Annotated in this window: 12 protein-coding genes; 11 read left to right on the forward strand and 1 reads right to left on the reverse strand. The window is 65.5% G+C overall.

The genetic code is table 11. The features are described from left to right. Positions 1-168 precede the first annotated feature (168 nt). On the forward strand, positions 169-924 hold the full coding sequence (locus tag KPL81_RS15935; protein WP_219793024.1) for a ribonucleoside-diphosphate reductase: 756 nt from the start codon (positions 169-171) through the stop codon (positions 922-924). 85 nt (positions 925-1,009) lie between these two features. On the opposite strand, the gene KPL81_RS15940 is transcribed toward KPL81_RS15935, so the two are convergent. Continuing rightward, on the reverse strand, positions 1,010-1,765 hold the full coding sequence (locus KPL81_RS15940) for a DeoR/GlpR family DNA-binding transcription regulator (RefSeq protein WP_219793025.1): 756 nt from the start codon (positions 1,763-1,765) through the stop codon (positions 1,010-1,012). 146 nt (positions 1,766-1,911) lie between these two features. On the opposite strand from KPL81_RS15940, the gene KPL81_RS15945 reads away from it, so the two are divergent. The 10 genes from KPL81_RS15945 (at position 1,912) to KPL81_RS15990 (ending at position 15,345) form a co-directional block, all read left to right on the forward strand. Beyond that, on the forward strand, positions 1,912-2,349 hold the full coding sequence (locus KPL81_RS15945; protein WP_219793026.1) for a low molecular weight protein-tyrosine-phosphatase: 438 nt from the start codon (positions 1,912-1,914) through the stop codon (positions 2,347-2,349). Between the two features lie 465 nt (positions 2,350-2,814). Beyond that, positions 2,815-3,930: a polysaccharide export protein gene (locus KPL81_RS15950; protein ID WP_479688651.1), complete on the forward strand. Its 1,116-nt coding sequence runs from the start codon at positions 2,815-2,817 to the stop codon at positions 3,928-3,930. 39 nt (positions 3,931-3,969) lie between these two features. Next, positions 3,970-6,225, forward strand: coding sequence for a polysaccharide biosynthesis tyrosine autokinase (locus tag KPL81_RS15955; RefSeq protein WP_219793028.1), 2,256 nt, complete (start codon positions 3,970-3,972; stop codon positions 6,223-6,225). A 6-nt stretch (positions 6,226-6,231) separates the two neighbouring features. Continuing rightward, positions 6,232-8,028: an ABC transporter ATP-binding protein gene (locus KPL81_RS15960; protein WP_219793029.1), complete on the forward strand. Its 1,797-nt coding sequence runs from the start codon at positions 6,232-6,234 to the stop codon at positions 8,026-8,028. Between the two features lie 17 nt (positions 8,029-8,045). After that, a complete protein-coding gene (locus tag KPL81_RS15965) occupies positions 8,046-9,203 on the forward strand; it encodes a hypothetical protein (RefSeq protein WP_219793030.1) in 1,158 nt (385 codons plus the stop codon). Between the two features lie 3 nt (positions 9,204-9,206). Further along, the gene (locus KPL81_RS15970; RefSeq protein ID WP_219793031.1) at positions 9,207-10,250 is read left to right on the forward strand and encodes a phytase; all 1,044 of its coding nucleotides are present in this window, start codon (positions 9,207-9,209) and stop codon (positions 10,248-10,250) included. 29 nt (positions 10,251-10,279) lie between these two features. Further along, positions 10,280-12,184: a polysaccharide biosynthesis protein gene (locus KPL81_RS15975; RefSeq protein ID WP_219793032.1), complete on the forward strand. Its 1,905-nt coding sequence runs from the start codon at positions 10,280-10,282 to the stop codon at positions 12,182-12,184. Beyond that, on the forward strand, positions 12,171-13,400 hold the full coding sequence (locus KPL81_RS15980) for a hypothetical protein (protein WP_219793033.1): 1,230 nt from the start codon (positions 12,171-12,173) through the stop codon (positions 13,398-13,400). Before KPL81_RS15975 ends, KPL81_RS15980 begins: the two co-directional genes overlap by 14 nt. A 90-nt stretch (positions 13,401-13,490) precedes the next feature. Continuing rightward, positions 13,491-14,384, forward strand: coding sequence for a glycosyltransferase family A protein (locus tag KPL81_RS15985; protein WP_219793034.1), 894 nt, complete (start codon positions 13,491-13,493; stop codon positions 14,382-14,384). A 40-nt stretch (positions 14,385-14,424) separates the two neighbouring features. Then, positions 14,425-15,345: a glycosyltransferase family 2 protein gene (locus KPL81_RS15990; RefSeq protein WP_219793035.1), complete on the forward strand. Its 921-nt coding sequence runs from the start codon at positions 14,425-14,427 to the stop codon at positions 15,343-15,345. Positions 15,346-15,375 lie beyond the last annotated feature (30 nt).

Consider the following 15,375-nt stretch of genomic DNA (forward strand, 5'->3'; position numbering starts at 1 on the left):
ACTGCCGGTAGCGAGGGGCGCCGGGGACAGGCCGAAGAGGAGGTCCTTCGCCATGGATGGCGAAGGTAGCGCCCAGGGATGGGTTTACAGCGCCTCCTCGCAGGCCTGTCGACGGATCAGCCCCGAGCCGCTGTGTGCCGTTCAACCTTTTTCTGCAGGAGCCCCGTGATGGCCGTCGAAATCAAGTCCAAGATCGTTTCCTACAGCGTCAAGAAGGCGGTGGAAGCGCCGCCGCTGGCTGACGAGAACCCGCTCACGGTACGCATCCCCTCGCGCCCGGAGGGCACCCTGGAAGCTGTCTCCGAGAAGATCTCCTACGTCGGCGCCGAGGGCCGCAAGAAGGTCTACCTGCTGGTCTCCTTCATGCCGGTGGAAGGCGTCCTCGACGGCAAGCGGGTGGTGATCGAGCGCCCGGTGGAGTTCTTCTTCCCCTCCGGCCAGCTCTCCAGCGAGCACCAGTGGATCACCGCCACCATGCGCAGCCTGTCGTTGGCCGCCCGCGGCGGCTACGTCACCCAGGCGGTGGCCGACCTGCGCAAGGTGGCCTGGGACAAGGGCCTGGTGCGCTGCGGCATGAACCGCTGGGGCAAGCCGATGTTCCACGACTCCGAAGTGGCCGCCATCGCCTGGTCGATCCAGCAGATCCTCTATCGCCGCGGCTTCCTCGACCAGGACGGCAACCAGGTGCCGGTGGAAGACCTGGTCAGCCGCTACGCGCATCGTCTGGCGCATGGCCACCCCTGGCAGCCGCCCACGCCCGAAGAGGAAGCGCAGGCCGAGCAGCAGGCCAAGGCTCACGCTTCCGAAGAGAAAGGCGATGGGCCCACGGTAGTAGGGCACTGCCCGGAGTGCCGCGGTGAGCTGATCATGATGGATGGTTGCCCGACGTGCTATGCGGGTTGCGGCTGGTCCAAGTGTGGCTAAGAAAGCACTGTACAGCTGGCTGCGCTCGGCCATACAACACCACACAACGAAGCCGGGCATTGCCCGGCTTCGTTGTGTCTGGACGTCACGCGGCGACGATTCTGGGCCCGCCGCTCTCCGGTAACGGTGCCATGTCGCCGTCGGTGATCACCACGTCGAAGTCGTCCAGCTTGGCGAAGTAGGCGGGGCGTACCTGGCCGAGCTTGCTCTCGTCGACCACCAACAGGCGCTGTTCGGCGCTGGCGATGGCGGCTTGCTTGGGGGCGACCTCGTGGAAGTGGAAGCAGCTCACGCCGCGCTCGGTGTGCACCCCGGCGGCAGAAATAAAGGCCCGGTTGATGCCCAGGCGTTTGATCGCCGCACTCATGTCGTCGCTACCGAAGGACTGCGAACTGGCATGGAAGAGACCACCGAGAAGTACCAGGCGCACCTCAGGGAGCAGGCTGACTGCGTTGGCCACGTTGAGCGCATAGGTCACCACGGTGAGGCGCTCGCGGGTGGCGAGCTGACCCACCAGGGGGAGCAGCGTGGTACCGCAGTCGATGAACAGGGTATCGCCATCGGCGATGAAGCCGACGGCGCGAGCGCAAAGCCGGCGCTTGGCCAGGGCATGGCTGTCTTGCTGTACGTCGAGGTCGTAGGCTGGCACATAGTGCGGATGACTGGCTATCACCAGACGCCCACCCAGCAAGGTCATGGCTCCGTCACTCGCGGCCAGGTCGCGACGAATGGTCATTTCCGAGACACCGCAGAGGCGGGCGGCCTCGCGAAGATGGAGGGTACCGCTGACGGCGAGCGCCTGCTGGAGACGGGCCAGGCGCATGGCGCTGCGGTCATTCATTCGCTGCTCCCACCTTGTCACTGATGCGAAGGTTGCTTTGGCCGACCTATGCTGAGCCAAGCGATGACGTTTTTCCACTCCCGCGAGCCGGGCGCTATGCTTGTGCTGCAGGGCTCCCCGTGCCCGTTCATGAGTGTACTACGTCGATGATTCGCTCCATCCTGGTCGTCTGCCGAGGCAACATCTGTCGCAGCCCTGTGGCCGCAGCGATGCTCCAGCAGCGCTTGCCCCACTGTCGTGTGAGTTCGGCCGGGCTGACCGCACTGGTCGGCCAGGGCGTCGAGCCCAGTGCGCGTGCGCTGGCCGAGGCCGCTGGACTCGACGTATCCCGTCATCGGGCCCGGCAGCTCGATGCCCGCTACCTGACGCAAGCTGACCTGGTCCTGGTCATGAGCGACGAGCAACGGCGCCTGATCGCCGAGCGCTGGCCACAGGCAGTCGGCAAGATCATGCGCCTGGGCCACTGGCTGGAACACGGTCGGGGCTGCGACATCCCCGATCCTTATCGACGTTCTCCGGAAGCGTTCCAGTGGACGCACCAGTTGCTCGATTCGGCCAGCAGGGAATGGGCCCGTCGACTGTAAGCTGCCGAAGTCCTATCCAAGGCTGATATCCAACCGTTTGTTGCACTTCCGTAATTCGAGCTTTCGCTTCGGCGAGGGGCAATTACGCCTAATTTCCCTACCTGATTTTTCCCATACGCCCTGGCCGATTTTCGCTGCTTTTCGTGGGCGCCTGTTTTTCGCTGATTTTCAGCACGAGGCTGAGCCCAAAATCATCTGGTGACGCCGAAACGCCAATGTAACCTAAATGTATCTTCGGCTTCATCATAACGTCACGGTTGATGTACTCGCGATGTTACTAAATGTAATTAACGATCCGAAACGATGAAGCCGGATAAGAAAAAAGAGACGGCTCACGGATGACATGACAGAGCATCCGGGGCGGTAGCGTGCTTTTGGGATCCCGTGGGGGGTGGAGCAATGACAACGTTAGTTGAAGACAACAAAGCGACCTGGACCTGCGTAAAGTCGAAAGGTCGGCCCCGGCTGGCAACAACAGCACGGCTGACCGTTTCCCTAGCCCTGCTGCTCGTATTGCTCGTGTCGGCTGGGTGCGCCTTTGCTCCAGGGGGACATATCGATGAGAGCCGGCTCGACGAGTCGCTCGACTCCCGCGTCGACATCGAGCCGATCACGCCGGAGCTGGTGATGGGTATGCAAACGGTCGAGCCTGCCTCGCGCCCGCTGCCTCCGGAGCTACAGCGCGAAATCCAGCAGTACGAATATCGCCTCGGCCCGGGCGACGTGGTCAGCGTCATCGTCTACGACCATCCGGAACTCACCATTCCCGGGGGAAGCGAGCGCTCGGCGGCGGAAACCGGCAACCGGGTGCGGCCTGACGGCACCATGTTCTATCCCTACGTGGGGCGGGTGCAGGTGGCCGGCATGACACTGGAAGAGCTGCGTGGCCTGCTCACCCGGCGGCTCTCACAGGTGATTACCGACCCCCAGGTGGAAGTGGGCATCGCTGCCTTCCGCTCGCAGAAGGTCTACGTCAGTGGCGCTGTGGAGCGGCCGGGCGCCCAGCCGCTCACCATCGTGCCGTTGACCGTGCTCGACGCCCTCAGCGAGGCTGGCGGGGCACGTAACAATGCCGACTGGCACAACGTCATTCTGACCCGGGATGGACGCGAGGAGCGTCTCTCTCTCTTCGCCATGCTGCAACAGGGCGACCTGACGCAGAACCGGCTGTTGCGCGACGGCGACCTGCTGCACGTACCCACTTCCGAGAACCAGAACGTGGTCGTGCTCGGCCAGGTACTGAGGCCCGGTGCCATCGCCCTGGGCAACGAACGCCTGTCGCTGACCGACGCCCTGGCTCGCGCCGGCGGCGTCAACGAGAGCCGTGCACAGCCCTCCGGCATCTTCGTCGTGCGTGGCAACCCGCCGGAGAGCGAGAAGCTGGCAACGGTGTATCAGCTGGACATCAGCGATGCGACTCGCCTGATGCTGGGCACACGCTTCCCGCTCAACCCCCAGGATGTGGTCTATGTCACTTCCGCTCCGCTGGCGCGCTGGAACAACGTGATCTCGTTGCTGCTGCCTTCGGTCACGCTGCCGGGTGATGCCGCCAGGTCCGCCGACAGGGTGGGTAACCTTTGAGAGATAGCGGGGCTCATCTACGCTGAAGAGGTCTTGGCTATGACCATATTTCCCAACCCACCTTCTTCCGCCCCGGCGCCTGCCGAGAACGAGGATATCAGCCTGAGGAAGCTGCTCGACATGCTCGTCGAGAAGAAATTCCTCATCGCTGGCATCACCGTTCTCTTCATGCTGGCGGGTTATTTCTACTCCAGTTCCCAGCCTCGTATCTACCAATCCGATGCGCTGGTCCAGATCGAGAACCGGGGGGCCATGCTGGGCCTGCTGGAGACCTTGGCCGTAGGCGATCAGGTCACCAACCCAACCACGGCCGAGCTGGAGATACTCAAGTCGCGAATGGTCATCGGGGCGACCGTGGACCGCCTTGACCTGGCGATCGACATCGCACCGCGGCGGCTACCCTGGGTAGGGGATTTCCTGGTCCATCATGGCCTCCAGCATGTCTGGTTCGAGCGCCTGGTGCCGAATTTCCTGATCGGCTGGCTACCCGGCCCGGACGGTGTCGAAGGCTCTCCCTTCGTATGGGCGGGGGAGACGTTGCGCGTCGCGCGCTTCGAGGTGCCGTCGGAGCGAGAGGGCATGGAACACACGCTGCGGGTGATCGGGGAAGGAAGCTATGAGCTGTTCCTGGAGGGAGAGCTTGTGCTGGCCGGTCGAGTCGGAGAAACCGTCAGCAGCGAAACGGGGTACCGCCTCTTCGTCAGCCAGCTCGATGCTCACGTCGGCGCCGAGTTCGGGCTCAGACGCGCGTCGCGGCTCAAGACAATAGGCCGGCTCCAGGGGCGTTTCACCATCCTGCCTCAGGGCAAGGACTCGGGGGTCTACAAGTTGCTGCTGAACGGCACCGATCCCGAGCTGACCCAGCAGACCCTGGATACCCTCACCGGGGTGTTCCTGACCCAGAACGTTCAGCGGCAGTCGGAGGAGGCCGAAAAGCAGCTGGCCTTTCTCGACGAACAGATTCCCCAGGTCAACGAGCAATTGACCGAGGCCGAGAACCGGCTCAACGAGTATCGAGCCCAGCGCGACTCGGTCGACTTGACCTTCGAGACGCAGAACCTGCTCAACCGCTTGGTGGAGGTGGAGAACCAACTCACCGAGCTGGCCCTGGCCGAGGCGGACCTGGCCCAGCGCTTCCGCCCGACCCATCCCAACTACCAATCGCTGCTGCGCCAGCGTGCGCAACTGCAGGCCGAACAGGAGCGCATCAATGGCCTGGTGGGCGACCTGCCCGAAACCCAGCAGGAGGTGCTGCGGCTGACCCGCGATACCCAGGTCAACCAGCAGGTCTACGTGCAGTTGCTCAACCAGCGTCAGGAGATGCGCCTGCTCAAGGCCGGCACCGTGGGCAATGTGCGCATTCTCGATGATGCCGTGATGCAGAGCGGCACGATTGCGCCGCGGATCGCCTTGATCACGCTGGTCAGTGGCATGATCGGGGCGCTGTTGGCGGCGCTGGGAGTTATCCTGCGCTTGCTACTCAGCCGGGCGATCAAGAGCCCCGACCAGCTCGAGGAGATCGGCCTGCCGGTCTATGCCACCTTGCCCGACTCGGCGGAGCAGACCAAGCTGACGCGGCGCGTCCGTCCTGCCGGCCTCAAGGCGACCCAGGAGGTCTTCCGCGGCCTATTGGCCCTGGAGCAGCCCGAGGAGGTTGCCGTCGAGGCCCTGCGCAGCCTGCGCACCAGCCTCTACTTCGCCATGCTGGAAGCGGGCAATAATCGGCTGATGATCGCCGGGGCCGGGCCCGGGGTCGGCAAGAGCTTCATTGCCGCCAACCTGGCCGCAGTCTGTGCCCAGGCCGGGCAACAGGTGTTGCTGATCGACGCCGACATGCGGCGTGGCTGCCTCCACCATGCGTTCCGTGACAAGGGCGTGCCGGGACTGTCGGAGCTGCTCGCCCAGCGTATCGAACTCGACGAGGCAATCCGTGAGAGCGAGATAGAGGGGCTGCACTACGTGTCACGTGGCACGCGCCCGCCCAATCCCTCGGAGCTGCTGATGCAGCGCAGCTTCCATGGCTTCCTGCAGTCTGTCAGTGCGCGCTACGACCTGGTGATCATCGACACCCCGCCGGTGCTGGCAGTCACCGATGCCGCCGTGGTCGGCAAGCTGGCCGCCACCAGCCTGATGGTGGTGCGCTTCGGCGTCAATCCGCCGGCCGAGATCAAGGCCGCCAAGCGGCGCCTGGAGAGCGGCGGGGTGCGGCTCAAGGGCGCCATCCTCAATGGCCTGGAGCGTTCGACGAGCAGCCATTACGGTCATTACGGCAATTATCTCTACGCCTACCGGTGACAAGATATGTTGCGACAGCTTCGCGAACTCTACTTGCTGTTGGCGCCATGTCAGCGGCGCCGCCTGCTTCGACTGCAGGGGTTGATCGTCCTGATGGCCTTTGCCGAGGTGATCGGTGTCATCTCCATCGGGCCGTTCATGGCCCTGGTCGGCGACATGAGCCGCTTGCAGGGCGAGGGATGGCTGGGTCAGGCCTACCGCTTAAGCGGTGCCGACAGTCCGCAACACTTTCTCTCCCTGATGGGGTTGGGGGTGTTGCTCGTGCTGCTGGTGGCCGCGCTGTTCTCGATGTACACCACCTGGCGGCTGTCGCTCTACGGTGCCCAGGTGGGCGCCGAGCTCTCCAGCCGCCTTTATCGCTACTACCTGCATCAGCCTTGGCTGTTTCATGCCAGCGGCAGCAGCAGCCGGCTGATCAACCGTGTCGCCCAGGAGACCCAGCGGGTCACCACCAAGATCCTGCAACCCTGCATGCAGCTCAATGCCAAGCTGGTCCTGGTAATCTGCATGTCGCTGACGATCCTGATCTACAACCCGGTCGTGGCGCTCGGCGGCATCGCCATCTTCCTCGCCGCCTACCTGCTGCTGTACAAGACGGTGCGCCGTTTCCTGATCAACAACGGCCGGCGCGTGTCGCGCTCCCAGGCCAAGCGCTTCAAGCTGATGACCGAAGGGTTCGGGGGCATCAAGGATCTTCTGCTGCTGCGCCGCCAGGCGACTTTCACCACCCAGTTCGAGCGCGCCAGCCAGCAGGTCGCGCGTGGCATGGGCGTGACCCAGGGGCTCTCCGATGCGCCACGCTACGCGATCGAGCTGGTGGCCTTCGGCTCGGTGATCCTGCTGGTGCTCTACTTGCTGAACGTGCATCAGGGCAATTTGGGCACGATCTTGCCGGCACTGTCGATCTACGCCCTGGCGGGCTTCAAGATGTTGCCGGCCTATCAGAAGATCTACGCTTCCGTCTCCAACATTCGCAGCCACCTGGCCGCCTTCGAGGCGGTCCACGACGACTTGGTCGCGAGTCGTGGCTATGCCTCAGAAATGGCGCCGGGGAGCGCTTTCCATCCTCTGCCCCTGCACGACGGCATACGGCTGGATCACGTGCACTTCCACTACCCGGGCAAGCGCGAGGCGGCGCTCAACGGCCTGAGCCTGAGCATCCCCGCGGGCAGCCGAGTGGGCTTGGTCGGCGAATCCGGTTCAGGAAAATCGACCGTGGTGGACCTACTGCTTGGGTTGATTCAACCGCAAAAGGGGGCGTTATTGGTGGATGATGTCACGTTGACCGAGGCAAACCTGGCGCGCTGGCAGGCCGGCGTCGGCTTCGTACCCCAGCATATCTTCCTGGCCGATGCCTCGATCCTGGAAAACGTTGCCTTCGGGGTGCCGCGCAGCGAGATCGATGCCGCCCTGGTGGAGAAGGCGGTGAGCATGGCGCAGCTCGACGCCATGGTCGCCTCGATGCCCGATGGACTCGACACTCGCGTCGGCGAGCGCGGCGTACAGCTCTCCGGCGGCCAGCGACAGCGCATCGGTATTGCCCGGGCGTTCTACCGCCAAGCGCAGGTGCTGGTGCTCGACGAGGCGACCAGTGCGCTGGATGGCATCACCGAGCAGCGGGTCATGAGCGATATCGAGGTGAGCGCCGGCCACTGCACCCTGATCATGGTCGCCCACCGCCTGTCCACGGTGCGCGACTGCGACGTCATCTACATGATCGACAAGGGGTGCGTCGTGGACAGCGGCACCTACGCCGAGCTGGCCGAGCGCAACCATGCCTTCCGCATGATGGCCAATCTCTAGCGAGGGGGAGCCAAGCCATGAACCAGATCGCCGCCGCGCTGCTCTTCTTCGGCTTGAGCCTGTCGAGCCTCTATGTCTTCTCCAGCGGCCTGCCCCAGCCGGCAGACTTCGTGTTGCTCTGTTTCGCCGGCCTGATGGCGCTGTTGGCCCTGGGCGATGAGCGGCATCCGGTCCCGCCCTTCGCCTTCTGCTGGGCCCTGCTGCTGCTGTGGGTACTGCTGGTCAGCCTTGGCTGGGCGTGGGTGATGCAAAGCAGCGCCTTCTTCATCTACCCGCTCTTCTTCCTGTTCAACTTCCTGGTGGGCATGGCGCTGTTGCGTTTCCTGCGGGTGTTCGGCGAGGCCGGCCGGGGGCTGGTGCGCAACGCGCTCTCCATCGCCCTGCTGATTGCCGCCATGGAGGTGGTCTACCAGCTCGGCACGGGGGTCGGCCGGGCCACCGGCAGCTTCAACAACCCCAACCAGCTGGCCTTCTTCTCGCTCTGCGCCATGCTGTTGCTGATGCTGCTCGACGACTTCCGCCCCCCGTTACGGCCGCTGATGCTGGCCGGCCTGGCGGCGGCGGTGGTCAACCTGTTGGCGGCTTCGTCGCTGGGGGCGATGGGCGGGGCGGTGCTGGTCGGGCTCGGCTGGGCCGTTGCCAATGCCGGGCAGTTGCGCCACTTCGCACGACTGAGCCTGCTCGTGCCCCTGATCCTCGTGGCGGTGCTGGTGGCGAACCTGCACTCGGAGGGGCAGGTACAGCGTAACCTGCAGGCCCGACTGGATCGGGCCTCGACGAAGGTCGAGAACATGGTCGAGGAGCGCCGCTTCGATCGCCTCACCCACTTCCCCGAATATGCCATCCTCGGCGCGGCGGAGGGCGAGCGCCAGCGCTTCGCACCCTATGATGGCAACGAGATCCACTCCTCCTTCGTCGGCATGCTGTTCGCCTACGGCATCCCGGGGCTCGGCCTGCTGCTTGCCATCCTCTTCATGGCGCTGCGCCGTGCACCGTTCTACGCCTGGATGGGGATGGCGGGGCCGCTGGTCTACTCGCTCAGCCACAACGGCCTGCGTACGACCCTGTTCTGGTTGGTGCTGGCGGTCTGTTGGCACTGCTATCGAAACGGCCGCGAGGGGCGGCCTTCCCTTGGCACGGCGGCGGTTCCCATGACGCCGGTGAAGGAGCGTTGACGCATGGCTTGGTGTCTGGGCCGGAGGGGGTGGCGTGGCGTGGCCGGTGCGCTGCTCGGACTCGCCATGGGGCAGTCGGCGCTGGCGGCCGAGACGCCGGTGGTGCGCGTCCAGGGCGAAACCGTCGCGGTTGCCAGCCGCGGCGACGCCGCCGACGACCCGGCGATCTGGCGCCACCCCACGGCGCCCGAGCGCAGCCGTATCCTCGGCACCGACAAGCAGCGCGGCCTGGAGGTCTATGACCTGCAGGGGACAAGGTTGCAGTCCCTGCCGGTGGGCAAGCTCAACAACGTCGATCTGCGCCAGGACGTGTCTCTCGACCAGCGGCGCATGGATGTTGCCGTGGCGACCCATCGCGAAGACGGCCGTCTGGCGGTGTTCGAGATCGACGCGGAGGGAAGCGTGAGCCTGATGGGCCTGGTGCCCACTGGCCTGGAGGAGAACTACGGCCTCTGCCTCTATCGCCACGGCGACGAATTGCACGTCTTCACCAATGCCAAGGAGGGGCACTATCTCCAGCATCGCCTGGAGATCGTCCAGGGCGAGCCGCACCTCGAACTGCTGCGCTACTTTCGGCTGGGGTCCCAGCCCGAGGGCTGCGTCGCCGACGACGCCCGCTCGCTGCTGTTCGTTGGCGAGGAGAGGGTCGGTGTCTGGGTCATGCCGGCATCGCCGGAAGCCGCTACCTGCCGCGAGCTGGTGATCGAGGCGAGAGCCCCCCTGAAACCCGATATCGAAGGGCTCGCCCTGTACGGCGACCAGTACCTGATCGTTTCCAGTCAGGGCAATGACAGCTTCGCCGTGCTCGAGGCCTCTCCTCCCTACGTTCTGCTGGGGATCTTCCGTATCGAAGGGCACCCGGAGAGCGGCGCCGACAGCGTCGTCGAGACCGATGGGATCGAGGTCAGTTCGCAAGGCTTCGGCAGACGATTCGCCACGGGACTGATGGTGGTGCATAGCGGCTCGAACGCCGCGCAGAACCAGAACTACAAGTACCTCGACTGGGCGCAGGTGGCGGCCGCCCTAGACCTTCCCGGCCGAGAGTGACCGGGGCCTGCCATTCAAGGGAGGAGCCCATGCAGATCCCCTTGCAGCCATTGCTGATGTTGCCTCGCAGCGTCAAACGACGCGTGCTGGTGCTGGTCGATGCCACGCTGGTCGTGGCCAGCTTAATGCTGGCCTGCGCCCTGCACTGGGAGAGCTTGGCACCGTTCGTCGCCCCCGGGCTGTGGCAGACAAGCATCGTCGTCGCCCTGGTCAGCCTGGTGTTGTTCCACTGGCTGGGGCTCTACCGGGTGGTGATTCGCTATATGAGCCATACCACCGTGGCGACCGTGGGTATGGCGGTCCTGCTCTCTTCCCTGGTGGCGAAGGCGGTCAGCCAGTGGCTGGGGGTGACGCTGTCGCTGCCCGTGGTGCTGATCTACGGCCTGCTACTGCTGCTGGGGCTGGGCGGCGTGAGGTTCCTGCTGCGCGAGCTCTATCTGTTGAGCCAGCGACTCAAGCGCCGCCCGGTGGTGATCTATGGTGCCGGCGCGGCGGGGTGCGAGCTGGTGGCCGCGCTGCGGCATGGCAGCGAGTACGAGCCGGTGGCCTTCGTCGACGACTGGCGCGGTCTCGATGGTGCCCTGGTTGAAGGGCTGCGTGTCCACCAGCCGGTGAGGCTGGCGGCGCTGGTGGAGGAGTATCGGGCGGCAATGGTGCTGCTGGCCATTCCCAGTGCCCCGCGCTGCCGGCGACGCGAGATCCTGCAGCGTCTCTCCGCACTGTCGGTGCCGGTCAAGACCATTCCCGGCAGTGCCGACGTGATTGCCGGACGGGCCCGCATCAGTGAGCTGCGCGACGTGGCGCTGGAGGACCTGCTGGGGCGTGAGCCGGTGCCACCATTCCCCGACCTGCTCGCGGCCAACATCGAGGGCAAGACGGTGATGGTGACCGGGGCAGGCGGGTCGATCGGCAGCGAGCTGTGTCGCCAGATCATCGCCCAACGGCCGGTCGCCGTTCTGCTGGTCGACAGCTGCGAGTACGCGCTCTATACCATAGAGCACGAGCTGTCGCAGCACCCTGCCGTCGGTGACGAGGGTATCCGGGTTCAGCCGTTCCTGGTCTCGATCCAGCAACCCGATTCCCTGCGTGCGATCTTCACCGCCTTTCGAGTGGATACCGTCTACCATGCGGCCGCCTACAAGCACGTGCCGCTGGTGGAGTGCAATCTGGTCGAGGGGCTGCGCAACAACGTCTTCGGCACCCTGACCCTGGCTCGGGCGGCGCTCAAGGCGGGTGTCGAATCCTTCGTGCTGATCTCCACCGACAAGGCGGTCCGGCCGACCAACGTGATGGGTGCCTCCAAACGATTGACGGAGCTGATCTGTCAGGCCTATGCCCAGCAGCAGAGCCGGACCTGCTTCAGCATGGTGCGCTTCGGTAACGTGTTGGGCTCCAGCGGCTCGGTCGTTCCCCTGTTTCGCCAGCAGATCGAACGGGGTGGCCCGTTGGCGGTGACGCATCCGGACATCACCCGCTACTTCATGACCATTCCCGAGGCCGCCCAACTGGTGATCCAGGCAGGTGCCATGGCTACCGGTGGGGAGGTGTTCGTGCTCGACATGGGCGAGCCGGTGCGTATCAGCGACCTGGCGGTCAACATGATTCGCCTCTCGGGACTCGAGGTGCGGGACGAAGCTCACCCCGACGGCGACATCGAAATCGTCTATACCGGGCTGCGTCCCGGCGAGAAGCTCTTCGAGGAGCTGCTCATCGGCGGTGTGGTGAAGGAAACGCGCCATCACCGGATCATGACGTCGCATGAGATGTTCTGGGAATGGCCGCGGCTCGAGGCTTACCTGCAGGAGCTGCAGCAGGCCCTTGCCGCCATCGACTACCCCCGGCTGCGGCAACTGCTGCTAGTGGCGCCGCTGGACTACTGCCCCGAGGGTGGCTCGACACCACGCTGGGAGGAGGTGATGCGTGCGGTATCGTGACAGTGAGACCGGGTGGGCCGGCCCCGCCGGCTTTGTCGATCGGATATCGGACGTCCGCGCGCCGGTGCCGGGGCTGGCGGCATTCGTGGTGCACGAGAGCGGTCTGGGCGACTTGGCGGCCTACCGTGACATCCTTGCACAACTCGGCTTCGACGTGCTGCACGAGTCGTCACTCGATGCACGATGCCGAAGCGTGATGGCCGAGCGCCTGCAGCGTGCCCACCCGGACGGCGCCGATGGCCTCGGTGCCGACCCGCCGCGGCGTCTGCTGGCGGTGCACGATGTCTATCCCGACCGGCGGTCTCGCCACCGCGGCGACGCGGCCGGGGCGAGCGACAATGCACGCGTTCTTCGCGCCCAGTGGAAGATGCGTCTTCACACCCATCGTGCTGGCAGCGACGGGGGTGTCGCGGTGAGCGCCTCGGCCGACGCCGATCAGGCCGTTGCCTGGCTGAGTCTGCTGGCGTCGGTGCGGGTCGAGTCGGTGCTCGAGCTGGCTCGTCGGCGCAACGACGCCTTTCGCACCCCCTATCCGGTGCTCGCCGACCTGAGCAAGCACGCATGCCGGGCCAAGGTCGAGCTGATCGACTTTCACGGGCGGCGTGCCATTTGCAAGACCTTTCGCCCGGGCAGGGAGCGGTTCCTGGCACGCGAGGTCAAGGCGCGGGAACTCGGCGCCTCCCTGCCTGAGGTGTCGCGTCTGCTGGAGGTCGGACCGTGCCACCTGGTCGTCGAGTGGTATGCCGACAGCCTACCGCGAATTCTCGCGCCCCGGCCGCTCTTCTTTCGTCATGGCTTGCTGCCCCTGTGGGTCATCGAACGGCTGCGGGCGGTGATCTTGCACTATCGCCGGCTTGGCTACGAGTGCATCGATCTCAGCCCGTGCAACTTGCTCTACGACCCCTACCAGGGGCTGAGGATCATCGACTTCGAGTTTCTCCAGCCGGGACCGGAAGTGGCCGATACGCTCGAGGGCAACTACGCCTGGTATCCGGTACCGCGAGACTTTTCCGGCGACGTACCGCCCCGTGCCCGGCGCCGGCCCTACTGGGATCGTTGGTTCTTCTATACCGGACTGCCGCGGCGCATGTGCCTGTATGAACTGCCGCGCCCGCTGCTCACGCTGACGCGCTCGCTGGCGCTGGTGCCGCTGACGCTGGCGGGGCTGCAGCGGGTCGGCTGGAACGCCGTGCGTCGACTCGGGCGGGGGTTGTGAGCGGGCGCCAGGGTAACCACGCAACCGCAACGGGCATGACGACAACAAGAACGACAAGCTGCCGCGTGCAGACGCTGGGAATGATCGGGTATGACGCTGATAACGGTAGTGGTGCCTGTGTTCAACGAGGCGCAGAGCCTGAGGTCGTCGCTGCCGTCCTTGTTTCGCCAGGTGTTCAAGGAGGTCGAGGTGATCGCCCTGGACGAGGGCTCCAGCGACGGTTCGCTGGAGCTGCTGCGTGGCCACGAGCGGGCCGGCCGGTTGCGGCTGTTGCGCTATCGCGGTCAGCGTCGCGGCCGGCTGGCGGCATGCAACGATGCCGCCCGACGCGCTAGGGGGGAATGGCTGATGTTCTTCGATACGCGCGACCTGCTGCTCTTCGACCATCTGTCGCGCATGGCCGCCGCGTTTACCCGGCACCCCGACATCGAGCTGTTCGCCAGCGCCTACCAGCGAATGGGGCCATCGGGCCCGGTGCGGATGGCCCTGCCCAGCCGCGGGGTGCTCAGCCGCCGCAGCGCCCTGGCGGCCTATGCCCGCGCCGACTTCATCCAGCCGCATGCCAGCTGCATTCGGCGTGAGCGCTTCCTCGAGATGGAGGGATTCGGCGAGCACCTGAGCCAGGGTGGCGAGACGTGCTTCTGGCTCGGGGCGCTGTGTGAGCTGGAGGCGATCCACTACGACGATACCATCACCAGCTTGTGGAATACCGCGGATGATGGCATCGAGCCCGAGGCGGAGAGCGTATCGCTGCACCCGGTCGTGGAGCTGCTCGATCGCTATGCCGGACGCTTGTCGGCACGCGAGCGGCGGCGATTGGAGGGCGCGGTGAACCGCAAGTTGCTCGACTGGGCGACGTGGAAGAAGCGTCGGGGGCAGTCGGTGCGTACCGAGCTGGCCTCGCTGCGGCTGTCGGGCTTGCCGATACGGCTGTGGCCGCGGACCTTGCGGCTGATGTTGCCGCCGTCCTGGTTTCGCCGCTGACGATCGAAACTCCCCCGCTCCAATCGAGGAGAGGCTTGCCATGCCGTTCTTTAGCGTGATCGTGCCGGTCTACGACAAGGCCGCCTCGCTGGAGGCGGCGCTGGAGTCGGTCTACGGCCAGACCTGCCAGGACTTCGAGCTCGTCGCGGTGGACGACGGCTCGCAGGACGGCTCGATGGAGATACTCGCGCGCCACGCCGCGCAGGGCAGGCTCACCCTGCTGCAGCGGAACAGCCCAGGCCCAGGCGGCTACGCCGCAAGGAACCACGGCGCGTCATTGGCGCGGGCGCCGTGGCTGACCTTTCTCGACGCCGACGATCTCTATCGGCCCGATCATCTGCGGCGACTGCACGAGGCCATCGTCGCCCACCCTGGCATCGAGCTGTTCGTCAATGCCTATCAGAAGATGGAGGACGGGCGGCCCCTGCCGCGGCTCGAGCGGCTGCCCGACGGTCGCCTGGCGCGCCGCGAAGCGCTGCGAGCCTTCGCCCGCAGCGACTTCATCCACATGAACGGCGCCTGCCTCCGCCGCGAGCGTTTTTTGCAGCTGGGCGGTTTTCCGGTCGACCGCTACCGGCGCGGCGGGGATGTCTACTTCTGGCTCAAGGTGCTGTGCGAACTCGACGCGATCCATTACTGCAACAGCGTGACCAGTCTGTGGCAGCTCGAGAACAGCGGCGTGACTCGCGACAAGCGCAACCTGGTGCACCTCCACCCCGGGGTCGATCTGCTGGCGGAGTACGCGGGACGGCTGACCAAAGAGGAGGCGCGCCAACTGCATGCCGCGATCAATCGCAAGGTGCTCTCCTGGGCGGTGGAGAAGAAGCGCCTGGGTCAGCCGGTACGCCAGGAACTGGCGGCGCTCTCGCATCTGGGGATGCAGGGCAGGCACTGGCTCCACGCCACCACGCTGTTGATTCCTCAGCCCTACTACGACCGGCTGAGGCGCTGGGTGAAGTGACGACATGACAAGCTCGGACGAGCGGGAGGG

Origin of the sequence: Billgrantia antri, from assembly GCF_019430905.1 — a bacterium.
GTDB classification, from domain to species: Bacteria; Pseudomonadota; Gammaproteobacteria; order Pseudomonadales; family Halomonadaceae; genus Halomonas; species Halomonas antri.